Origin of the sequence: Acinetobacter sp. 5862, assembly GCF_024494585.1 — a bacterium.
Classification (GTDB): domain Bacteria; phylum Pseudomonadota; class Gammaproteobacteria; order Pseudomonadales; family Moraxellaceae; genus Acinetobacter.
In genome coordinates this window covers 57,400-77,952 of sequence record NZ_JANHGP010000048.1, presented here as the reverse complement: position 1 = coordinate 77,952, position 20,553 = coordinate 57,400, and the positions used below count along the sequence as shown (strand labels likewise).

The following is a 20,553-nucleotide window of genomic DNA, read 5'->3' as shown; positions in this document are numbered from 1 at the left end:
CCACTTACCCAAGTTACGCCTTAAATTTGGCTCAATTAGGGGCGCTTTGCATTTCAAATCTTTGTGCAACAAAGCCGGTTAATAGATAAAGAACCTAGACAGTTCGCTTATTTTCATCGTTTGATAGGATATTCGATCTTGTCACTGATTTTAGTCATCTATGCATTTACCTCTCCCAGTGCTAACTATCAGCTTTACATCCTTCCTTTTTTATTGATCCATTTTCTTATTTGTCCCAAATTAGAAAAATGGCTTCAGTATAAATATGATAAAAATACTCAAAAAAATGTACTCTTTGCTTTTGAAGCGGTCATCGTTGCAATTGTACTTGCAGGGTTACACCTAAGTTTAGTTCCTACTTTTACGATTTTATTTGGGCTTCTTTATGTTGGTTTAAATAATAAAATTACACTCCCTGTTGCGTGTTTAATCGGACTGATCGGTGTTCTTACTTTTTACTTTTGTACTTTTACAATTTTTGCTGCTGAAGAATATTTCGAGCCTACAAATCCAGAACTGACTGTCGTTAGTTTATTTGGTTTGATGATGTTTATTGTGATTGGTAACTATTATCAACATAGAAAAATCAATATTTTAGGCCAACAGCGTCAGCATTATCATAACCAAATGACACGCTACATTGCTTTTGCTAACCAATTGAGTCGATATGCGCCATTACAATTATGGCAGTCGATCATGCGTGGGGAAGCTCAAGCTAAAATTGAATATAAACGTAAAAAATTAACCATTTTCTTCTCCGATATTCAAGGGTTTACTGAGCTTTCAGAAAGCCTTATTCCTGATGATTTAGCTTTTTTACTTAATGATTATTTAAGTCATATGACTGAAATAGCAAAACAGTATGAAGCAACCGTTGATAAGTTTATGGGCGATGCGATTCTCATCTTCTTCGGTGATCCAAATTCTCAGGGTGTTGAACAAGATGCGAAGTCATGTGTAGAAATGGCGATCGCAATGCGTCAGCAAATGAAATTGTTGCGTGAGCGTTGGAAGAAAATGGGCTATCCAGCGTTGCACATTCGAATGGGTATTAGTACGGGTTACTGTCACGTTGGGAACTATGGGGCTTCACACCGTATGGCCTATACCATTGTGGGACGTGATGTAAACTTGGCGGCGCGTTTACAGTCTGCTGCGGAAGTAGATGAAATCCTGATTGCGGATGACACCCATCAGCTAATTAAAAATGAATTTTTATGTGTACCGAAAGTGCCAATTTATTTAAAAGGGATTCAAGGACCTGTTAAAACGTGGCAGGTAATGGAAAAATTCACAGGTAAGAAATCCGATACCCAAAAATGGTTTGATTTCGATTATAAAGGTTTTCATCTAGTTTTGAACTTAGAGGAAGTGCAGAATTATGAATATCCAGAATTGGTTGAAATTTTGGAGAATATGGTTCAACGTATCAAAACACAACAAAAAATTACCAATGCTCAGGGTATTCCAAAGCTGACTTTGGATGATGAAGTAAGATAAAAATATTCAATAATTAATTATAGAGTTGAAATATGTCTGCATTCGTTTCAAAGTATCCATTGGCTATTGATGAGAACATGGTGGGTGAGTATCCTGCTTTGGTAAAGTCTGGTGCAGGTTATTTTTATGATGATGTTCTTGAATATCGCGTTTGGTGTCACCCAGAACGTGGTGCGCTAGATGAATATGAGGGGCAAGATTATTATTGTGCATTTTCCAGTTATGAAGATGCTCAACAGTTTTCCGAACAAACAGCTGGAGCGGAACATCCTTTGGTTTTGATACGTCAAAGCTGTTGGATTAATGAACCTCAAACAGGCGTATTTACTGCTGATCGTGGAGAACGTCTAACAGAGTGGCAAGTAATCTGGTTGAATAATGCAAAACGTCAAGATGGTGATATTGAAAATTTCTTTGCGAAACGAGGAATTGCATTTACAGGCTATCAGGAAGTGATGGATGCGACGCCTTTCACCAGAGATTTTAATCCGCAAGCATACAAAGCATTCCCACAATATTTAGGGGTTATTGCCTGTTCTTGTGTTATTGATGGAAAGTTGCCAATACGTTGGGTATCTCACGCAGGCGGAGACTGGCAAATGTATTGTCATGTGGATGCACATGATTTTTCTGAAAATAGTTTGGATTTTGAGCAGAATATTCAATTGACCAATATGGCACAATTACTCAAATATAATCCAGATTTGCAAATATTATATGATCTACCTATAGATAAAGGTGCTTATAGAGATCATGTGGAGTCTATTTGGAAATATTTTGATGATTGTGATGTTGATCAATAAACTTGGATTAAAAAACTCCTCTAATAAAGAGGAGTTTTTTTATGGATAAAGCTTAGTGATTTTCCGAAGCATGATTAATCGTATATTTCGGAATTTCAATTTCTAAATCTTCATCAACAATCTCAACTTGACATGACAGGCGAGAGTCAGGCTCTAAACCCCATGCGCGGTCAAGCAAGTCAGCTTCAACGTCATTCATTTCCTCAAGGCTGTCAAAACCTTTACGAACAATCACGTGGCAAGTTGTACATGCCGCAGACATGTCGCAAGCATGTTCAATTTTAATGCCTTGTTTCAATAAGCTTTGGCATAAATTGGCGTTTTGTTCGACTTCAAATTCTGCACCTTCAGGGCAAATGAGTGCATGAGGAAGAACTTTAATACGTGGCATATTGATCACCTATACCTTTAGTTTGAGTTTGACCAATCTTCAAGTTTTGTACCTTTTAAGGCATGGTCAATATGTCGATTCATACGAAGTGCTGCAAACGCATCGCTGTGAATTTTAAGTTGTTGAACAGCATGTTCAATCGCTGCAAGCTCATCAGTCTTTAGACGAGCTTTTAACGCTTCAGCAGCAAGAATTAAGTCGCGTGCCTGTTGCTGAGAGAGTAAATCGGTATCTGCTTTTAACGCTTGTTCTAAAGCTTCCAACTCACGTTGTGCTTCCACTTTTGTTTCTTGCAGATGGCGCAATTGTTTGTCTTCTTCCGCATGTTGGAAACCTTCAATCAAGAGGCGTTCAGTATCCGCTGCAGATAGACCATAAGATGGTTTGATATCAATTTGCGCTTGAACACCAGAAGTGGTTTCTTTCGCAGATACTGTCAGTAAGCCATCCGCATCAACTTGAAATGTCACTTCAATGCGTGCTTGACCAGCAGTCATTGGTGGGATGCCATGTAAAACAAAGTGCCCCAAAGAACGACAATGCTCGACTAAATCACGTTCACCTTGTACCACATGAATCAACATCGCTGTTTGTCCATCTTGATAAGTGGTGAATTCTTGACGGCGTGCGACTGGAATTGCGGTATTTCTTGAAATTAACCGTTCAACCAATCCTCCCATGGTTTCTAGACCAAGAGAAAGTGGCGTGACATCAAGTAATAATGAACCATCTTGACTGTTGCCAATGAGCTGGTTGGCGGTAATAGATGCGCCAATTGCAACGACTTCATCAGGATTGATCGTACAGAGTGGTTCACGTTCAAATAATTCGCGTACAGCTTTTTGTACGGCATATGAACGTGTTGAACCACCTACTAAAACCACATGTTCGATTTCATCGAGTTCAAGTTTAGCATCACGCAGTACACGTTTACATACACTCATGGTTTTATCGAGTGCAACTTGAATAATCGATTCAAAAGTTGGACGATCTAAAGTGAGGCGATCATCCAGTAATTTTAATTCAGCAGATTCATGATCTGTTAAATATTCTTTGGCTTGACGTGCTGCAACAACAAAAACAGCATATTCTTCATCGCTTAAAGTTTCGATATTAAGCTGTTTTTTTGCCCATTTTACGATTAAGCGGTCAAGGTCATCACCACCAAGCGCGGTATGTCCACCAGTCGCAAGAACTTCAAAAACACCTTGTGAGAAACGTAAAATAGAAACGTCAAATGTACCACCACCAAGGTCGTAAATCACGTAGTTACGATCGGTGCTCAAGTTAGTATCTTGGTCTAATCCATAGGCAACAGCTGCCGCAGTAGGTTCATTCAACAAACGTAAAACATTTAAACCCGCAAGTTGAGCAGCATCACGTGTCGCTTGGCGTTGTGCTTCATCAAAATATGCTGGAACAGTGATCACTGCACCGTTGATAGGGTTCTTTAAACTTGCTTCGGCACGATCTTTTAACTGTTTTAAAATTTCTGCAGAAATTTCGACAGGCGTTTTACGACCAGCAGTAGTTTCAAATGCTGGCATCTCATTTTCTGCACCAACAAGTGTATACGGATGCTGGAATTTGATATCTGCTTGTGAGCGACCCATAAAACGTTTTACTGAAACAACAGTATTTTGGGGGTCAGTCATCATAAACGGCTTGGCTTCATAACCAAACGTCGTTGAATCTTTTGCGTAATGAACAATCGACGGCAGTAATACACGATCTTTGTCATCTTGCAGAACTTTCGGTTTTCCCGATAGCACTGTCGCCACTAAAGAGTGGGTTGTCCCTAAGTCAATGCCGATCGCAATACGATGTTGATGCGGAGCAGTAGATTGACCTGGTTCAGCAATTTGCAAAAGTGCCATGCGTGAGGTATCCCTTGAAAATATTTGGTAACAGCGGATTAAAAATCATCATCGAGATCGAAGCTATCTTCTTCGTCCAACATACGATCTTCAGCTTTATCAATATCATTCATTACACGTTGAAAAAAACGTAGTTTACGAACGGTATCACGAGCCTCAGCCCAATCTTCTTCAGCAAAATCAATTTTAAATTCACGAACTAACCCGTCAATCCATTGCTGAACTTCAACTTTTAAGGTGCGAAGTTGCTCGGTAGAGGCGGCCTCATCAAGCTGTTCACGCATTTCAAGTGCAGATTGTAAGAACTCAAAATCATTAATTGATTGGTCAAGATGGTGGTCTTGTTTCTTTAAACCAAGTAAATACGCCGCACGACTATCAACTTGTGAGAGCACTTTATACGCTTGATTGATTTCACTCGACTTGATCAATGCTTGATCTTTGTCAGTGGCTTTATCGGGATGATATTGCTGTTGCAAACTTAAAAATTGTTTTTTTAAAGCTGCTAAATCTATATCGAGTGCTTCTGGTAATTGGAACAACTCAAAATGATTCATGGGAGATGAATTCCGCTATTAATAAATACGTTAAAACAGTGCGGAACACACTGTTTTGACGAAAAGAAAGAGGGTGTTGCTAGTTAGACGGTAAATGATTCACCGCAACCACATTCACCTTTTTGGTTAGGGTTGTTAAATTCAAAGCCTTCATTCAAACCATTTTTCACATAATCCATCTCTAAACCATTGAGATAAACAAGGCTTTTAGGATCAACAAAAACTTTAACACCGAGTTGTTCAAACACTTGATCATGTGTATCGATATCATCGACAAACTCAAGTACATAAGCCAACCCAGAACAACCCGAAGTTTTCACACCAATACGAATGCCTTCACCCTTACCGCGGTTTTGCAGGTAATTGCTGATGTGAGTCGCAGCATTTTCAGTTAAATGGATCATGAAAACTCCAATATTATTTCGGTCATCAATTAAGCTTTCGCTTTCTTACCACGATAGTCTTCAATCGCAGCTTTGATTGCATCTTCAGCCAATACAGAGCAGTGTACTTTTACTGGTGGAAGTGCAAGCTCGGTCGCAATATCAATGTTTTTGATTGCTTGAGCTTCATCAAGCGTTTTCCCTTTTAACCATTCAGTTACAAGAGAGCTTGATGCGATTGCAGAACCACAGCCGTAAGTTTTGAAGCGAGCTTCTTCAATTACGCCATTGTCATCGACTTGAATTTGTAAACGCATCACGTCGCCACATGCAGGTGCGCCGACCATACCTGTACCTACGTTTTCTGCATTTTTGTCTAATACACCAACATTACGAGGGTTTTCGTAATGATCAATTACCTTTTCGCTATAAGCCATGTCGCTTCTCCAAACCTCGGGGTCAGCCTGATATTAATATGAGGGTTAAAACATACTTTTCAATGAAGTGCTCAATAGAGCACCTTATAAATTAGTGTTCAGCCCATTCAACTGTTGAAAGGTCAATCCCTTCTTTGTACATATCCCAAAGCGGAGAAAGTTCACGTAATTTCTCAACAGCAGCTTTGGTAATTGTTAACACGTAATCAATATCTGCCTCAGTGGTGTATTTACCAAAACTGAAACGGATTGAGCTGTGTGCCAACTCGTCAGATAAACCTAAGGCACGCAATACGTATGATGGTTCTAAAGTTGCAGATGTACATGCTGAACCACTTGAAACGGCAGCATCTTTTAATGCCATCATCAGTGACTCGCCTTCAACGAAGTTGAAGCTGACATTTAGATAGTTTGCAACGTTCTCAGTCGGATGACCATTCAAGAACACTTGCTCAAGGTCTTGGAAGCCATTCCAAAGTTTGTCACGTAGGTGGCGAAGACGCTCTTGTTCTGCTTGCATGGTTTTACCAGCAATTTCAAAAGCTTCACCCATACCTACAATTTGATGAGTTGCTAAAGTACCAGAACGCATACCACGCTCATGACCACCACCATGCATTTGCGCTTTTAAGCGAACGCGTGGATTACGACGAACATATAATGCACCGATTCCTTTAGGGCCATAAATTTTATGACCAGAGAAGCTCATTAAATCAATTTTCATGGTTGAAAGATCGATTTCGACTTTACCAGCGGCTTGTGCAGCATCAACGTGTAAGAATGTTTTATTCGCACGTGTTAGCTCGCCAATAGCTGCTACGTCAGTAATCGTACCGATTTCATTGTTCACCATCATCAGTGAAACAAGAATGGTATCTGGACGTAAAGCTGCTTTCACCATTTCAGGCGTAATTAAACCTGTACGTGGTTCAGGTTCTAAATAAGTAATTTCAAAACCTTGTTCTTCTAGCTCACGGCAAGTATCTAACACTGCTTTGTGTTCGATTTTACTAGTAATGATGTGCTTGCCTTTTGAACCGTAAAACTGAGCAATACCTTTTAATGCTAAGTTGTCAGATTCAGTTGCACCAGAAGTCCAAACGATCTCACGTGGATCTGCTTTAACTAGGTTTGCAACTTGTTCACGTGCATATTCAGCTTTTTCTTCAGCTTGCCAACCATAGGCATGCGAGCGTGATGCAGGATTACCAAAAGTCCCTTCGAAGGTTAAACATTCCATCATACGTTCTGCAACTTCAGGAAGTACTGGTGTTGTTGCTGCATAATCAAGATAAATTGGACGTTTCATGTCAAATACCTGTAACCGATAGGAGGGCTGAATCTAAACTTGCTGAGTTTTGACGTAGTGAAACAGTTTGAACGTTGTCACGTGCAATTAAGTCTGCAAGAGAAATTTTTGCGAGATAATCGGCAATATGGTGGGAGAGTTCTTGCCATAAGTCATGCGTTAAGCACATTGCACCATTTTGGCAGTTACCTTTATGGTCACAACGTGTCGCATCGACAGTTTCATTTACAGCTTCGATAATTTCTAGCACAGTGATTTCAGCGGCATTGCGTGCAAGATGATATCCACCGTTAGCACCACGAACGCTTGAAACTAACTCATGACGCTTAAGTTTCGCGAATAACTGTTCTAAATAAGCGACTGAGATGGATTGGCGTGCTGCTATTTCCGCAAGCGTGATCGTTTGTTCAGTTGGCTGCAAAGCTAAATCAAGTAGAGCAGTCACTGCGTAACGACCGCGAGTTGTAAGGCGCATGATTCGATACACATGGTTAGACTAGATGTCTAAATTTTATTAATTCCGACTAAAATAGTCAAGTTTTAAATTGTCATTATCAGTGTGAAAAGTGAAATATATTTGAATTATTGTATCCACATAGTATAAACAAAAAAGGCAATAAAAATAAAGCTCAATACAGCAAAGCCAATATTGATCAGGCGCTGGCGTTTTTGCATTCGGTGAATACGGTTTTTATATTGTTTAACTTCAACCAATAATGAGTTGATCTCAGAGCGTTGCTGATCAATTTTATCAAGCAATGGCGCGATTCGTTGCTGAGACGCAATAGCTTCTGCATCATTATCAAATGCATTGAACCATTGTTTCCAATTTGCGAATATACTCGTGAGTGTGAGGTGAGGGATTAAATCCATCACATCTTCTTGAAGTCTTGCATCACCTAAAATACGCATATTGTAAATACTGCGCTGATTATTAAATACGAAAATTTTAATCAAATCGATGAGTGTGCTATTTATTTCTAGATCAACTTTTCGATCTAGTGCTTTCATATCAAATAAAATTCCTTTTTCGGTAAATTGGACATAAAAGTCAAAAAAAGGAATATAGCTGTTGATTCGAATGGTAACTTTTTCATCGATAAGCTTTTTCGCTTGCAAGCGTAAAGTTGCATCATGCGTGAGAATGAATGAAAAAAAAGTTTCTAAAACAATGATGACAATGTTTAGCAACAAATGGGGGTGTTTATGTCTTTGTTGCGTATCACTCATAGGTCTCTTTGTCCTTGCCAATCACACTATAAATTTCATAAAGCACGTAAATCTGAGTATCCATACTCAATTGTTAAAAATAATTTACATGACTTTATTGCTTTGTAGAACAGTTTTTTAAAACGATCAAGTCTTAACTTTGATATTATAAAAACATTTTTATGGTTAAATACGACATACTGTTTGTAAAGTGCTTGGGAGTAATGGTTAATGGACAACTCAAATGTAGAACACCCAACTGATGAGGCAGAGGTAAAAACTAAGCTAAAATCAAAGAGTTCTAAAAAATCTGCCCTTGATTTCAAAAAGTATACGCAACAGATTTGGCTGGCTGGATTAGGTGCTTTTTCACGCGCCGAAGAAGAGGGAAATAAATTATTTGACTCTTTAGTCAAGGTGGGTGAAGAGCTAGAATCCAAGACCGTAGATTTTGCTGATAACACTGTTGGAAAAGTAACTGAGAAAGCCAAAGAATCAGTGACAGATACTAAAGATAAAGTTGAAAAAATTTTAGACACAGGTGTGAATCATTCGTTGAATCGTATTGGTCTAGTCACTCCAAAAGATCTCCAGCATATCGAGCAACTTTTAGTTCAGCTACATATTAAAGTAGATGCATTGATTGAAGAAAATAATCTATTAAAGAGTAAATTGAATAAAAAGTAAAAAATATAGGCACTCGTCTGTTTATGTGGTTTTTGAGTATTTATTTTTGCTAAAAAGCCTTTCTAGTATTGCGTTCTCCCCTAAAGCATTGCTATAAAGGCGGCATGGCCTTTTAAACTATAGCCTTGGATCTTAACAAACGATATTAAGAGGATATTTTTTATCATGAATAAATCAGAATTAATTGATGCGATTGCTGAAAAAGGGGGAGTATCTAAATCGGATGCTGGTAAGGCACTCGATGCAACGATTGCGTCAATCACTGAAGCACTTAAAAGCGGTGATACGGTTACTTTAGTTGGTTTTGGTACATTTAGCGTTAAAGAACGTGCTGCACGTACTGGTCGTAATCCTAAAACAGGTGAAGAGCTTCAAATTAAAGCAAGCAAAGTACCTAGTTTTAAACCAGGTAAGGGTTTAAAAGATTCAGTTGCGTAATCTTTTTAAATCAGAAAACGCACCATTTTGGGTGCGTTTTTTATTTATTGAATGAAATACTTTATTCAGCATTCATTCGCTTTGGTTTTTCAGTTAAAATTGCCCCGAAATAAAATATTGGAATACTTATGGAATCATTTCGTACAGTCATTAAGGGTTGGCTTGGCAAAGTCCTATTAGTTTTGTTTTTGACCCCTTTAGCGCTTGTAGGTATTGAAGGATATTTTAGCGGCAGTAATAAAGCAGACGTTGTGAAATCTGTTAACGGACAAGATATTTCTAATAAAGACTTGGAAAGTGCGACTAAAAATTATAAAGATCAATATTTATCAATGGTAAAGGGTGATGAGTCTCTTTTAAATCAGCCTGTTATTCAGCAAAAAGCTTTAGATGCGCTGATTGCACGCTCTTTATTGCAACAACAGGCAGAAAAATTAGGTATTTCTTTAAGCGATACTCAGCTAGAGCAAATGTTGGCACAACAACCAAGTTTCCAAGAAAATGGAAAGTTTTCTCAAAAGTTGTATGAAAATTATTTACGTTCAGTTGGAATGACTAACCAAGCTTTAATCGCAAGCTTGCGTCAAGATCATGCCCTAAAAATGATTTCATCGACTTTGTTAGATTATGCGTTGGTAAGTCAATCTGATTTACATCAGCTTGCGAGTTTGCAAACAGAACAGCGTACTTTGCATTTAGCAAGTATTAAGTTGGATGATTATAAAAAAGGTTTGACTGCGTCGACTCAAGAAATAACAGAGTACTACAACAAGCATAAAAATGAATTTAAGCAAGTTGCGAGTGTTGATGTTGATTATGTGGTTTTAAGCCCAGCATTATTGCCTCAAACGAATTTAAATATCACTGAGGCTGATTTACAACAAGCTTATAAGGCTTTTGTTGAAAAGCAGCAGAAAGATGCAAAACGTGAAGTGAAGCATATTTTAATTACAACTGATGCGCGCGATGCGGCAGCAGCTCAAAAAATTGCGAATGATGTTTATGCCAAGATTCAAGGTGGAATGTCATTTGCTCAAGCGGCTGCACAATTTTCTGAAGACCCGACTTCAAAAGCACAGGGTGGTTTGGTTGATGCTTATGCGCCAGGTATTTTCTCAGCCGACTTTGATAATGCGGTTAATGCTTTGAAGAATGGTGAAGTTTCTAAACCTGTTAAAACACAATATGGCTACCATATTATTGAAGCAAATGCACCAGTTGCAAATATTCCTTCATTTGAGAGTGAGAAAGCTCGCTTAACAGCTGAAGTGCAGAAGGCAAAAACTGCAAATTTATTTAGCGATACTGTAAATAGCTTAAATGAAATGGTTGTGGGCAATGACTCTTTAGAGGCGGTTGCTCAAGAAGTGAAGGGTGCTCGTGTTGAATCTTTAAATGGGGTGACCTTAACTACTCAAAACCCTTATTTGAGCGATTTAAATGTTAAAGCAAAACTGTTTAATGATGATGTGAAAAATGGTGACCGTAATGCATCTTCTAATATTCAGTTAGCGAATGGTGATACGATTTGGATTAAAGTCCGTAATTACCATGCAGCGGGCGTTAAATCATTAGATCAAGCGACTGCTGAAGTAAAAGCAAAAGTCATTGAAGCAAAGGCCTATAAAGCTGCTCAAGCAAAAATATCAAAGATTTTAGCTGATTTTAAAGCGTTACCTGCTGCACAAGTTGTTGCAAAATCACAAGTCACTTTTGAAGATGCAGGTACATTTGCACGTTCTCAAGGTCTAAAACGTGCAATTGAGCGTGCTGCTTTCAGTATTCCAGCGCCAACTAAAGAAGGTATGTGGTCTGCTACGACAGCAAAATTACCTAATGAGTTGGTTATCGTTGCAGTTTCAAACGTGAATACTAATGCTGCAAATGAGTTACCGCCAGAGCAAATTACTGAGTTAACTAAGTTGTATCAGCAGTTCCGTGGTCAGCAGTTACTAGAAGACTATACTGATTATTTAAAATCACAGGCGAAGATCAAATAAGTTTGATCTAAGCTTTGAAATTTAAAAAGCCAGTTCTTATGAACTGGCTTTTTTGTGCATTATAAGCATTATTTTTTCTGAATAAATTTAGCTTCTTCGGATTGTGGATATTGGTTAAGCAACTTTGTTTTATACTTGTTGGCAAGAGCAGTGTTTTTATCGACTTCTTTTGCAATGCTATACAGTTGATAAACCGCTCGAGAAGCTTTTGCTGAATTGGGATAGCGTGTTACTACGATATTATAGTTTTGCTTGGCTGCTTTATAGTCAACAGGTTCAACCGCTAAATAAAACTCAGCTAGCCAAAAGTAAGCGTTTCCAACATAAATTCCATTTGGGTGGTTCTTAATGAAATTTTGCATTGGTTGGATGGCTTTTTTTGCACCACCTTGTTTGTAGGCATCTAGAGCAACCGTATATGCTGCTTTTTCTAGCTCAATTTGGTTGTTGGTATTGCTTGTGGTAGCGGTATTGGACTTCGGTTGTACGACAGGTGTCTGAGGGGCTGTGTCTTGTTTTACAGGACTAGGAGCTGTTGATGTGGGTGCAGATGTTGGAGCTGAGTTTGTTTCTGTTTTTACTGTATCAGTTGTCGTACTATTTTCTGGTTCTGTATTTTCTTCTGGTGGGTCAATTTTTTGAGAGAGTAATTCTAAGCGTTGATCTAAATCTGTATAGCGATTTGCCAACTCTTTTTTCAGTTGTTCAATTGAATTGTCATGCTCTTCTAATTGTCCTCGTAATTTTCGAACTTCTTCTTCTAGTTTTTGGTTCTTTTGAATGAGATCCCAATTTAGGTTTGAGCCAGTATTAGAGATATTTGTATTATCTGCAATCGTCTGGCTCAGTGCACGAGATTCAATGGGAATATTTGCATATAAATGTGCGCTAGCGAGTAAGGCAGTAAAAAGTACGGAATACTTTTTTAGCATAAAAATTCATCCATAAAGTTAAAAAGCCGTGAGCGAACAAGTCCTCATGTTTACTTGTGGCACACTAGATCTATGTTTTTGATTTAGTCATTAAAGCAGCAACTCATTTAAATGCAATAAGCATTTACAATCTTCAAGCATTTTTCGAATAAAGAAATTATCTGTTGTTTAATGTTTATACACATTTAAATTAAATGGATAATATAGAGATAGATTTTGCTGATGAAATAAGCAATTGAATCAAAAAGTCACTTAAAAACAGATACAAGTCTTGCAACTCAGGCAAAAATCTCTATACTTTGTCAGGCAATGGTAGCCCTGCTGGTAGCTTCGCAATTGTACTCTATGAACCCCGCCAGGACCGGAAGGTAGCAACGGTAATAGAACTATGATGTGCCGAAGTAATGCTAGTGGGGTTGCCACCATTTATTCTTCATCGCTCGTTCGAGCAATTGCTTTCATAATTATTCCCATATCAAATCCTCGGTACTGTAAGAATCTAATTTGTCTTGCTTTTAGTTTTGGATCCGTCTCTACTTCCATCCCGAATTTCTTTATTTTGAGTTGATAAGCTTGATCTAGCCAATCGACCTCTGAAAGTTCTTCTGTAATAAGTTCTGTATCAAGTTGTTTTGCTTTTAAAGCCTGTTTAATTCTTTGTAATCCTTTACCTTTTCTAAGTTGACTGGCCAATGTGAGTTCTGCAACACGTTGGTCGCTTTGGTAATTTTGTTGTGCCAACTCATCAACTAGATTTGCGACTTCTTCTGGATTGATCGCATATTGATTTAATTTTGCTTCGAGATCTGCTTTGGAATAATCCCGACGTGTAAGAAGGGCAAATGCATAAGAGCGTAATCTTGCACCTGTTAGTGTTTTCGGTTTCTCTATTTTTTCAGAATTAAACAAGTTTTATATCCTCTTGAAAGAAAAACGCCCCGAAGGGCGTTTCAGCTTAGCTTTCTAAAAAATCTGGTTCTTCTTCATCTTCAGTTTGAACTGCTTCTTTGTTGTTTTTAGTAAGAAGTTGTTCACGAATGACCTTTTCGATTTCTTGAGCCATTGCTGGATTTTCCTCAAAATGTCGAATCACGTTATTTTTACCTTGACCAATTTTATTGCCTTGATAAGAATACCAAGCACCCGCTTTTTGTACGATGTCTTGTTGAACAGCAAGATCAACCAATTCGCCTAACTGATTAGTGCCTTTGCCATACATGATTTGGAACACAGCTTCTTTGAACGGAGGTGCCATTTTGTTTTTCACAACTTTAACACGCGTTTCGTTACCTGTGATCTCGTCACCTTCTTTAACTTGACCAATACGACGGATGTCTAATCGTACAGAAGCGTAGAATTTAAGTGCATTACCACCTGTAGTGGTTTCTGGGCTACCAAACATCACACCAATCTTCATACGGATTTGGTTAATGAAGATCACCATACAGTTCGAGCGTTTCGCATTACCTGTAATTTTACGCAGAGCCTGACTCATTAAGCGTGCTTGTAAGCCCATATGCGAGTCACCCATTTCGCCTTCAATTTCAGCTTTAGGGGTTAATGCTGCTACAGAGTCGACAACGATTAAATCGATTGCACCTGAGCGAACCAACATGTCGGCGATTTCGAGTGCTTGTTCACCGTGGTCAGGTTGCGAAACCAATAGATTGTCAATATCTACACCCAACTTACGTGCGTATTCTGGGTCTAATGCATGTTCTGCATCGATAAAGGCACAGGTACCACCATTTTTTTGACATTGCGCAATCGCTTGTAATGTCATGGTTGTTTTACCTGAAGATTCAGGACCATAAATCTCAATGATACGACCTTTAGGTAATCCACCGATCCCTAATGCGATATCGAGAGTTAAAGAACCTGTAGAAACCGCTTCAACTGCTTGTACAGTATTATCACCTAAGCGCATCACGGTATTTTTACCAAACTGCTTTTCAATTTGGCTTAAGGCTGCTTGTAACGCCTTGCTTTTATTATCATCCATCTCAAAACCTCAAAACTTTATCTTCTTAACGACTAACCCAAGTGGATGTACTGAATCTCAACTTGTTGGGACTTGAGTATAGTGGCAGATTCTAGTTGTATATTCCACATCTGATCTGTGTCAGTACGACACAAGATGACGCATCCAAATTAGAAAATTTTATTCATCATGATATGACCATGATTGTACATTTTCTTGTTTAAAACGATTGATATCACGACGATCTTTTTTACTTGGTCGGTGATCAGGTCGGGCTAGATTATGCAATTTTCGCTGTGATGCATGCAACTCTCTACGCTCAATACTTTCGGGTGTTTCTTCATAAAGAAGTTGAGCCATGGGGGCACCACCTCGAACAGCCGATAGCGCTTTCACAACAACGGTCTTTTTCTCAAAGCCTTGTTGGATGGTGAGTTCCATTCCAATACGCACGTCTCTAGAAACTTTAACGCGGTCGTTGTTGTGATGGACTTTACCACCTTCAATCGCGGCTTTGGCAATAGAGCGTGTTTTAAAAAAACGTGCAGCCCAAAGCCATTTATCAATGCGCATGGCATCCATGCTGTCTGATTCATGCTGTTTTGGCATCTGTTACCTGTAAGTTGGTGTCAAGATAATCAAAGAGATTGGTTAAATGATCAAGTGATGGGTACGCTATTTCCGTGGCGAGTCGAGCTGGTTTAGCACTAGACGGTTGTAAAATGCTAAACAATTGGTTAATACCAAAACGTTCAGCACCTTGGAGTACCGCAACCGTATCATCAATAAATATTGCTTGAGCTGGATCAAATGGATGTATTTGCTGTAACTTTTGCCAAAAAGAAACATCTTCTTTTGCGTATCCTAATTCTTCACTACTAATCATAAGTTCAAAGTAAGGGCTCAGTGCAACATTTTCAAGTTTTAGCTGTAATCCTGTTTTATCCGCGTTAGTAAGTAACCAACAACGATAGCCTTTTTGTTTGAGTTGTTCTAATAATTCAAAGCAACCGGCACGCGCTTTGATTTTTTCTCGATGCTCGTATTGTAGTTGTAAAACATCTACGCCAACTTTAGCAGTCCAATACGCCGAAGAATACCAAGATAGTGTATGCTTATGCTGTTGGTAAAATTGGAATAGTGTTTGTTTACTTTGCTCTAAACTGCATTGGTGTGTTTGGGCATGACGTTCAGGTAAACAATGATTCCAAATAAAATCATCGAAGGCTAAATCGAGTAATGTGCCATCCATGTCGAACATGGCGATAGGCTGCTGCTGTAAATCTGAATATGACATAAGGCTGATCTATGTTTATTAAAACGCTTGCCCCACAAGATCAATTTATTCTGAAACTTGTGCCAATCATGGCGCAGGCAAGTCAAATATTATTGGAAGAATATCAAAATTATTGTGCGGGTGGTGAGTTTAATATTCAGGAAAAAAGTGATGATTCGCCTGTGACTCAGGCAGATTTAAAAGTAAATCGTTTTTTATTAAAGCAGTTAGCGGAATTTACGCCAGAGTTACCAGTGTTGTCAGAGGAGAGTGATTATTCTGCTCGATCTGCTTGGTCACGTTGCTGGATGCTCGATCCTTTAGATGGTACGAAAGAGTTTATTCATGAGCGTGATGAATTTACGATTAATTTAAGCTTGATCGAGGGTAATGAAACGACTTTTGCGATTATTGCCGTACCCTGTGAACAGGTCATGTATATTGGTTATCAGTCACACTTACCTTATAAGTATAGTTTTAGCCGTCAAGAATGGTTTCAATATCAGGTCGAAGAACATGATTTGACAACACCACTTCAAATTGGTTTGAGTCATAACAGTAAAAATCCAAAGTATAAAAATTTTATCGAACCAATTTTGCGAGATCGTGCTGTAGAAAGACGTGAGGCAGGGAGTGCTTATAAATTTTGCATGATGTTAGAAGGTGAAATTGATATTTACCCAAGATTTCATCCAACCTCAGAGTGGGATACCAGTTCAGGACAAGCTTTGCTTGAAAGTATCGGTGGTGGATTGATGACTCTGGGTGGAAAACCATTTCAATACAATCAGCGTGAAACGGTATTGAATGGTGGTTTTATTGCTTTTAGAGATCAATATTGCAAAAAAATTGCTTATGAGGCCTTGGCGCATTCAGGCATTTTAGATTGAGTCTTGTCGTCTGCATGGTATAGTGAGCTAAATTTAAGCTTGTATGTGAATATGGCCCTGCATTTATTGCCTAAAAGTATGTTTGAAGCAATTGATTTACTGCCAGATGCTTCAACTCCTGTCACGTTGTTTACTCGTCACTCTTTACGTGAGTTGGTGAATGGGCAGGGTTTGGCTGGTTATGACTTGCAATTAACGGAACAAGGTCGAGATTTGGCTTATGCATGGGGTCAATATCTTATTAAAAATACGGATCGAGCAATTCAACATTGTATCTCTAGTCCGATTCAGCGTTGTGTTGATACAGCTGCATTAATGATTCAAGGTGCAGATGGGATTCATGAGGCAATAAATACGCATACGATCGAAATTGTTGAGCAGCGATTGTTAGTAGAACCCGGAAGCTTTGTATTGGATATTCAGCAAGCAGCCCCTTACTTTCGTAAACAAGGTGCATTAGGGTTTATTAATAGCTTTGTGAATAATGCTTTGCCTGGTATGAAACATCCAATTACAGGTGTTTTTGATGTTTTGGAGCTGTTATATCATACCCATCCGACCCAACATCAGGGTTTAAGCTTGGCTGTTAGTCACGACACCATTATTGCGGCTATCGTTGCTGTGATTTCAGGTCAAACACAAATTGATAAGTCGGATTGGCCTGAGATGATGGAGGGCTTATTTGTGTGGTTTGAAGGTGAGGATTTTAGCAGTAGTAAGCTAAAATGGATCTGGCGTGGTCAAAAGCATGAATTGGTTATTAAAGATTTTCAGAATAAATAAGATTTTTGAAAAGTATGATTTAATTGTGCAATTTAAAATTAAAAAACTACTAACGTTGCATTACTAAGTTGAAGACAATAAAAAAGCCCGAAAATCGGGCTTTTTTACATGCATCAAATTAGTTAGCTAATGCTTTAATTTGAGCGTTTAAGCGGCTCTTGTGACGAGCAGCTTTATTTTTGTGGATGATGCCTTTATCAGCCATACGGTCGATTACAGGTACAGCTGTTTTATAAGCTTCTGAAGCAACAGCATAGTCACCAGCAGCGATCGCATTTACAGTACGTTTGATGTAAGTACGAACCATAGAACGCAAGCTTGCGTTGTGTTTACGTGCTTTAACGTTTTGACGAGCACGTTTTTTAGCTTGAGCAGAGTTTGCCACTCGTGCACTCCTTGAAAATAAGTTGGTCTGGGCGGGCTGAAGTTAAAACCAAAAAATATTGGCAACATTCACCAGCCCGTAAACAAGTGCCATATTTTGAGGAAACTAAGCCCCGAAGTCAAGCCTTGTGATACTTTTAAGTACATTTAACAGGTGATAATCTTGCAAGAAAACGTTACATTAGGCTTAGTTATGAGTCGGAATAAATAAAAATGAGAATAGGTGATAAAAAGGCAATTGTTATTGGTGCTACAGGGCTAGTGGGTGAAGCGCTAGTGGCTGAATTGGAACAGTCAAATGATTTTAGTTCTGTGACTGTTGTAGTAAGGAAAAATTCAGATAAATTAAAATCTTATAGCAAAGTAAATCAGCTTATTCTAGAAGATTTTTTGCTTTTGAATGATGAAGATGTAAGTACTTATACCCATGCATTTAGTTGCTTAGGTAGCACGATTAAACAAGCTGGATCGAAACAAGCATTTTACGCAATTGACTATGAAATTAACGCTCATTTTGCTGATTTAATCCAAGATAAAAATATTCATTTATTGGTGGTCAGTGCTTTAGGAGCGAATGCTAATTCACCAGTTTTCTATAATAAAGTTAAAGGTGAGTTGGAAAACTACTTAAAAAGCTTGTCGATGTATAAGCTCTCAATTTTTCAACCGTCACTCTTAATTGGTAAGCGTAGTGAAGTACGGGTTTTAGAAGATGTGGCACAAACGTTATTTAAATTGGTCGAAAAAACTTGGACCAAGCCGTTTAAATATAAGCCTGTAACCGCAGAACAATTGGCGCATACTATGCTAAATGCAGCTCAAACTCAGACAGCAGTATTCAAGCTGTACGATAATTTGAGTATACAACAAACCCAATAATGGAGATTTTTCAGTGACTACGATTCCTTTTGTAACTTGCGACTTGTTAGATGATAATCCTGAGAAAGATTTACAGGTCGTAACACCATCATTAGACGGTAAGTTTTTTAAGAGTTATGGTGCACGCAAGAGCTTTGGTGGGCAGGTTGTAACAGTTAAGTGTTTTGAAGATAACTCACGTGTAAAAGAGCTATTGGCAACTGATGGTGCAGGTAAGGTGCTGGTTGTAGATGGTGGCGCTTCTATGCGTTGCGCCCTGATGGGTGACTTGATTGCAGAATCGGCGGTGAAGAACCAATGGAATGGTGTGGTGATTTATGGCTGTGTACGTGATGTGGATGCAATTGCCGAACTTGATTTAGGTGTGCATGCATTGGCTGCAATTCCACAAAAAAGTAATCGTAAGGGCATAGGTGAAGTTGATATTACATTGTATTTTGGTGGTGTGACGATCAATTCTGGCGATTATATCTATGCCGATAATAATGGCATCGTAATCGCGAAAGAAAAACTAATTGACTGCTAAAGGATAGCAATATGCTCAAAATGGTGAATCATCAATTTAAGGTTTTACAATCTGTTGTTGCAACTTTAATTGAAGGCGGAAGAGGTGTGATGGGAACACCCCAACCGAATCAGCCTTCGAAACCGTTAAAACTTTATGAGTTTGAAGGTTCACCCTTTTGTCGCCGTGTTCGTGAAGTGATTACCATGCTGAATCTGGATGTGGAAATTTATCCATGTCCGAAAGGTGGTCAAAAATATCGCCAAATCGTTAAAGAAAAAGGTGGTAAAAAACAGTTTCCTTTTTTGATTGATGAAAATACAGGTGATCAGTTATACGAATCACAAGACATTATTCATCATTTATTTAAGCATTATGGAAAAACGGGACAAACTCCTAAAAAATATAGTCATTATCCTAAATTGCCGTATGTATCGACTTTGGCTACTGTTGCAAATGCAGCACGTGGTGTATGGATTAACAAGAAAATTGTTAATCGAGCAGCACCAGAACAATTACTTGAATTATGGAGTTTTGAAGGAAGTCCCTATACACGATTGGTGCGTGAAGTTCTGACTGAATTGGAAATTCCGTATATTTTGCATAATGTTGCGAAAGAACGTTGGCAAGATATGGGTCCTGCGATTTTGCGTTTAAAACCAGGAAAATATATTCCACTACCAAATGGTAAGCGTGAAAAGACTGTTGAAGTGATGGGACGAGATATTCAGGTTCCATATTTGGTTGATCCGAATACGGGTGTGAAAATGTTTGAATCAGCTAAAATTGTTGAGTATCTAAAGAAACAGTACGGATAATAGAATAAATTGTAAAAAAGCATCTTTTAGAAGATGCTTTTTTTATATATGGAGTCTAGCAGTTGCTTCAATGATTGGTTTAGCGGTTTAATAGGTTCGAAATAGCCATATGATCAATTCCAAAATGTTAAGCCAACTAACGAACCTATTCAAAAGTTCAAAGGAAACACCTGAACAGTTATTCCTCAAAGAAAATGACTTGGTTTTTGATAGTCGCGGTGCAATTTATAGGGGCATCGTTTTGAATGAGTTAGGATTTCGTCTGGAATATTTCTCAAATCGAAAATTAGATCGATTTGATGATCTAGAGAAACTGTTTAGGATTGCACCACAAATTAATGAAAAGATTGATTTGGAATTGCACTCACAGCGATTTGTTGAGCGCTTAGGAAGTACAGAAGAAAACCTTAAAGAGTTAAAGCAAATCATTAAAGTTTTAAATGATTATTATGTGAAGTTTCAAAGACCAAGATAAGTATAAATATTTTTATGAGTTTTAATATCTAAATAAAAA

The 20,553-nt window shown here is 38.4% G+C and carries 25 protein-coding genes and 1 other RNA gene; 12 read left to right on the top strand and 14 right to left on the bottom strand.

Going from position 1 to position 20,553, the window contains the following annotated elements:
* The first annotated feature begins 63 nt into the window (after positions 1-63).
* Both NO346_RS08595 and NO346_RS08590 read left to right on the top strand, forming a co-directional pair.
* Entirely contained in the window at positions 64-1,500 is a 1,437-nt protein-coding gene (locus NO346_RS08595; RefSeq protein ID WP_256414904.1) for an adenylate/guanylate cyclase domain-containing protein, read from the top strand.
* A gap of 32 nt (positions 1,501-1,532) precedes the next feature.
* The gene (locus NO346_RS08590) at positions 1,533-2,303 is read left to right on the top strand and encodes a hypothetical protein (RefSeq protein ID WP_256414903.1); all 771 of its coding nucleotides are present in this window, start codon (positions 1,533-1,535) and stop codon (positions 2,301-2,303) included.
* A 52-nt stretch (positions 2,304-2,355) separates the two neighbouring features.
* Here the strand turns inward: NO346_RS08590 and fdx are convergent, their stop codons facing one another.
* From fdx to NO346_RS08550, 8 genes are all read right to left on the bottom strand, one after another.
* Positions 2,356-2,694 (bottom strand): ISC system 2Fe-2S type ferredoxin, encoded by a 339-nt coding sequence (gene fdx / locus NO346_RS08585; RefSeq protein ID WP_004661453.1) that lies wholly within the window; start codon positions 2,692-2,694, stop codon positions 2,356-2,358.
* Positions 2,695-2,711: 17 nt separating this feature from the next.
* On the bottom strand, positions 2,712-4,571 hold the full coding sequence (gene hscA, locus NO346_RS08580) for a Fe-S protein assembly chaperone HscA (RefSeq protein ID WP_256414902.1): 1,860 nt from the start codon (positions 4,569-4,571) through the stop codon (positions 2,712-2,714).
* Between the two features lie 38 nt (positions 4,572-4,609).
* Positions 4,610-5,128 (bottom strand): Fe-S protein assembly co-chaperone HscB, encoded by a 519-nt coding sequence (hscB, locus tag NO346_RS08575; RefSeq protein ID WP_256414901.1) that lies wholly within the window; start codon positions 5,126-5,128, stop codon positions 4,610-4,612.
* Between the two features lie 83 nt (positions 5,129-5,211).
* A complete protein-coding gene (gene iscA, locus NO346_RS08570) occupies positions 5,212-5,532 on the bottom strand; it encodes an iron-sulfur cluster assembly protein IscA (protein WP_004661460.1) in 321 nt (106 codons plus the stop codon).
* A 29-nt stretch (positions 5,533-5,561) separates the two neighbouring features.
* Complete coding sequence (gene iscU, locus NO346_RS08565; RefSeq protein ID WP_004639432.1) at positions 5,562-5,948, bottom strand: Fe-S cluster assembly scaffold IscU; 387 nt, start codon at positions 5,946-5,948, stop codon at positions 5,562-5,564.
* 91 nt (positions 5,949-6,039) lie between these two features.
* Positions 6,040-7,257 carry an IscS subfamily cysteine desulfurase gene (locus NO346_RS08560; RefSeq protein WP_256414900.1) on the bottom strand — a complete coding sequence of 406 codons (1,218 nt, stop codon included), beginning with the start codon at positions 7,255-7,257 and terminating at the stop codon, positions 6,040-6,042.
* A gap of 1 nt (position 7,258) precedes the next feature.
* On the bottom strand, positions 7,259-7,732 hold the full coding sequence (locus NO346_RS08555) for an Rrf2 family transcriptional regulator (protein WP_087544344.1): 474 nt from the start codon (positions 7,730-7,732) through the stop codon (positions 7,259-7,261).
* A gap of 107 nt (positions 7,733-7,839) precedes the next feature.
* The gene (locus NO346_RS08550; RefSeq protein WP_087547145.1) at positions 7,840-8,487 is read right to left on the bottom strand and encodes a hypothetical protein; all 648 of its coding nucleotides are present in this window, start codon (positions 8,485-8,487) and stop codon (positions 7,840-7,842) included.
* Positions 8,488-8,697: 210 nt separating this feature from the next.
* Between NO346_RS08550 and NO346_RS08545 the strand changes: the two genes are divergently transcribed.
* From NO346_RS08545 to NO346_RS08535, 3 genes are all read left to right on the top strand, one after another.
* On the top strand, positions 8,698-9,153 hold the full coding sequence (locus tag NO346_RS08545) for a phasin family protein (RefSeq protein WP_087547144.1): 456 nt from the start codon (positions 8,698-8,700) through the stop codon (positions 9,151-9,153).
* Between the two features lie 165 nt (positions 9,154-9,318).
* Positions 9,319-9,591, top strand: coding sequence for an HU family DNA-binding protein (locus NO346_RS08540; RefSeq protein ID WP_004661469.1), 273 nt, complete (start codon positions 9,319-9,321; stop codon positions 9,589-9,591).
* Positions 9,592-9,719: 128 nt separating this feature from the next.
* Entirely contained in the window at positions 9,720-11,591 is a 1,872-nt protein-coding gene (locus NO346_RS08535) for a SurA N-terminal domain-containing protein (RefSeq protein ID WP_256414899.1), read from the top strand.
* Between the two features lie 68 nt (positions 11,592-11,659).
* Here NO346_RS08535 and NO346_RS08530 read toward each other — a convergent pair whose 3' ends face one another.
* Positions 11,660-12,523 carry a YbgF trimerization domain-containing protein gene (locus NO346_RS08530; protein WP_256414898.1) on the bottom strand — a complete coding sequence of 288 codons (864 nt, stop codon included), beginning with the start codon at positions 12,521-12,523 and terminating at the stop codon, positions 11,660-11,662.
* Positions 12,524-12,842: 319 nt separating this feature from the next.
* Between NO346_RS08530 and ffs the strand changes: the two genes are divergently transcribed.
* Positions 12,843-12,939, top strand: an RNA gene (gene ffs, locus NO346_RS08525) — signal recognition particle sRNA small type.
* Positions 12,940-12,949: 10 nt separating this feature from the next.
* Here the strand turns inward: ffs and NO346_RS08520 are convergent.
* The 4 genes from NO346_RS08520 to NO346_RS08505 form a co-directional block, all read right to left on the bottom strand.
* Positions 12,950-13,432 (bottom strand): regulatory protein RecX, encoded by a 483-nt coding sequence (locus tag NO346_RS08520; protein ID WP_087544354.1) that lies wholly within the window; start codon positions 13,430-13,432, stop codon positions 12,950-12,952.
* Positions 13,433-13,478: 46 nt separating this feature from the next.
* Positions 13,479-14,525 carry a recombinase RecA gene (gene recA, locus NO346_RS08515; RefSeq protein ID WP_256414897.1) on the bottom strand — a complete coding sequence of 349 codons (1,047 nt, stop codon included), beginning with the start codon at positions 14,523-14,525 and terminating at the stop codon, positions 13,479-13,481.
* 159 nt (positions 14,526-14,684) lie between these two features.
* The gene (locus NO346_RS08510) at positions 14,685-15,113 is read right to left on the bottom strand and encodes an RNA-binding S4 domain-containing protein (protein ID WP_005215468.1); all 429 of its coding nucleotides are present in this window, start codon (positions 15,111-15,113) and stop codon (positions 14,685-14,687) included.
* Positions 15,097-15,801, bottom strand: a complete 705-nt coding sequence (locus NO346_RS08505) for an HAD-IA family hydrolase (protein WP_256414896.1) — start codon at positions 15,799-15,801, stop codon at positions 15,097-15,099. The genes NO346_RS08510 and NO346_RS08505 overlap by 17 nt, the downstream gene beginning before the upstream one ends.
* 11 nt (positions 15,802-15,812) lie before the next feature.
* Here NO346_RS08505 and NO346_RS08500 point away from each other — a divergent pair, with 11 nt between their 5' ends.
* Entirely contained in the window at positions 15,813-16,670 is an 858-nt protein-coding gene (locus NO346_RS08500) for a 3'(2'),5'-bisphosphate nucleotidase CysQ (protein WP_087536861.1), read from the top strand.
* 51 nt (positions 16,671-16,721) lie between these two features.
* Entirely contained in the window at positions 16,722-17,453 is a 732-nt protein-coding gene (locus NO346_RS08495; protein WP_256414907.1) for a histidine phosphatase family protein, read from the top strand.
* A 118-nt stretch (positions 17,454-17,571) separates the two neighbouring features.
* On the opposite strand, the gene rpsT is transcribed toward NO346_RS08495, so the two are convergent.
* Positions 17,572-17,838, bottom strand: a complete 267-nt coding sequence (gene rpsT / locus NO346_RS08490; protein ID WP_004639414.1) for a 30S ribosomal protein S20 — start codon at positions 17,836-17,838, stop codon at positions 17,572-17,574.
* A gap of 212 nt (positions 17,839-18,050) precedes the next feature.
* On the opposite strand from rpsT, the gene NO346_RS08485 reads away from it, so the two are divergent.
* The 4 genes from NO346_RS08485 (at position 18,051) to NO346_RS08470 (ending at position 20,514) form a co-directional block, all read left to right on the top strand.
* A complete protein-coding gene (locus NO346_RS08485; protein ID WP_256414895.1) occupies positions 18,051-18,716 on the top strand; it encodes an NAD(P)H-binding protein in 666 nt (221 codons plus the stop codon).
* Positions 18,717-18,729: 13 nt separating this feature from the next.
* Complete coding sequence (rraA, locus tag NO346_RS08480) at positions 18,730-19,242, top strand: ribonuclease E activity regulator RraA (protein ID WP_256414894.1); 513 nt, start codon at positions 18,730-18,732, stop codon at positions 19,240-19,242.
* A gap of 11 nt (positions 19,243-19,253) precedes the next feature.
* The gene (locus NO346_RS08475) at positions 19,254-20,039 is read left to right on the top strand and encodes a glutathione S-transferase N-terminal domain-containing protein (RefSeq protein ID WP_256414893.1); all 786 of its coding nucleotides are present in this window, start codon (positions 19,254-19,256) and stop codon (positions 20,037-20,039) included.
* A gap of 124 nt (positions 20,040-20,163) precedes the next feature.
* Positions 20,164-20,514 carry a hypothetical protein gene (locus tag NO346_RS08470; protein ID WP_256414892.1) on the top strand — a complete coding sequence of 117 codons (351 nt, stop codon included), beginning with the start codon at positions 20,164-20,166 and terminating at the stop codon, positions 20,512-20,514.
* Positions 20,515-20,553: the final 39 nt, after the last annotated feature.

Bases quoted from the DNA above. Each gene is read 5' to 3' on its own strand.
- NO346_RS08530 (WP_256414898.1), bottom strand. From the start codon at position 12,523: ATGCTAAAAAAGTATTCCGTACTTTTTACTGCCTTACTCGCTAGCGCA.
- NO346_RS08485 (WP_256414895.1), top strand. From the start codon at position 18,051: ATGAGAATAGGTGATAAAAAGGCAATTGTTATTGGTGCTACAGGGCTA.
- iscU (WP_004639432.1), bottom strand. From the start codon at position 5,948: ATGGCTTATAGCGAAAAGGTAATTGATCATTACGAAAACCCTCGTAAT.
- NO346_RS08470 (WP_256414892.1), top strand. From the start codon at position 20,164: ATGTTAAGCCAACTAACGAACCTATTCAAAAGTTCAAAGGAAACACCT.
- NO346_RS08540 (WP_004661469.1), top strand. From the start codon at position 9,319: ATGAATAAATCAGAATTAATTGATGCGATTGCTGAAAAAGGGGGAGTA.
- NO346_RS08500 (WP_087536861.1), top strand. From the start codon at position 15,813: ATGTTTATTAAAACGCTTGCCCCACAAGATCAATTTATTCTGAAACTT.
- iscA (WP_004661460.1), bottom strand. From the start codon at position 5,532: ATGATCCATTTAACTGAAAATGCTGCGACTCACATCAGCAATTACCTG.
- NO346_RS08550 (WP_087547145.1), bottom strand. From the start codon at position 8,487: ATGAGTGATACGCAACAAAGACATAAACACCCCCATTTGTTGCTAAAC.
- NO346_RS08510 (WP_005215468.1), bottom strand. From the start codon at position 15,113: ATGCCAAAACAGCATGAATCAGACAGCATGGATGCCATGCGCATTGAT.
- fdx (WP_004661453.1), bottom strand. From the start codon at position 2,694: ATGCCACGTATTAAAGTTCTTCCTCATGCACTCATTTGCCCTGAAGGT.
- NO346_RS08535 (WP_256414899.1), top strand. From the start codon at position 9,720: ATGGAATCATTTCGTACAGTCATTAAGGGTTGGCTTGGCAAAGTCCTA.
- recA (WP_256414897.1), bottom strand. From the start codon at position 14,525: ATGGATGATAATAAAAGCAAGGCGTTACAAGCAGCCTTAAGCCAAATT.
- NO346_RS08560 (WP_256414900.1), bottom strand. From the start codon at position 7,257: ATGAAACGTCCAATTTATCTTGATTATGCAGCAACAACACCAGTACTT.
- NO346_RS08495 (WP_256414907.1), top strand. From the start codon at position 16,722: ATGGCCCTGCATTTATTGCCTAAAAGTATGTTTGAAGCAATTGATTTA.
- NO346_RS08475 (WP_256414893.1), top strand. From the start codon at position 19,254: ATGCTCAAAATGGTGAATCATCAATTTAAGGTTTTACAATCTGTTGTT.
- NO346_RS08555 (WP_087544344.1), bottom strand. From the start codon at position 7,732: ATGCGCCTTACAACTCGCGGTCGTTACGCAGTGACTGCTCTACTTGAT.
- NO346_RS08590 (WP_256414903.1), top strand. From the start codon at position 1,533: ATGTCTGCATTCGTTTCAAAGTATCCATTGGCTATTGATGAGAACATG.
- NO346_RS08505 (WP_256414896.1), bottom strand. From the start codon at position 15,801: ATGTCATATTCAGATTTACAGCAGCAGCCTATCGCCATGTTCGACATG.
- NO346_RS08545 (WP_087547144.1), top strand. From the start codon at position 8,698: ATGGACAACTCAAATGTAGAACACCCAACTGATGAGGCAGAGGTAAAA.
- hscB (WP_256414901.1), bottom strand. From the start codon at position 5,128: ATGAATCATTTTGAGTTGTTCCAATTACCAGAAGCACTCGATATAGAT.
- hscA (WP_256414902.1), bottom strand. From the start codon at position 4,571: ATGGCACTTTTGCAAATTGCTGAACCAGGTCAATCTACTGCTCCGCAT.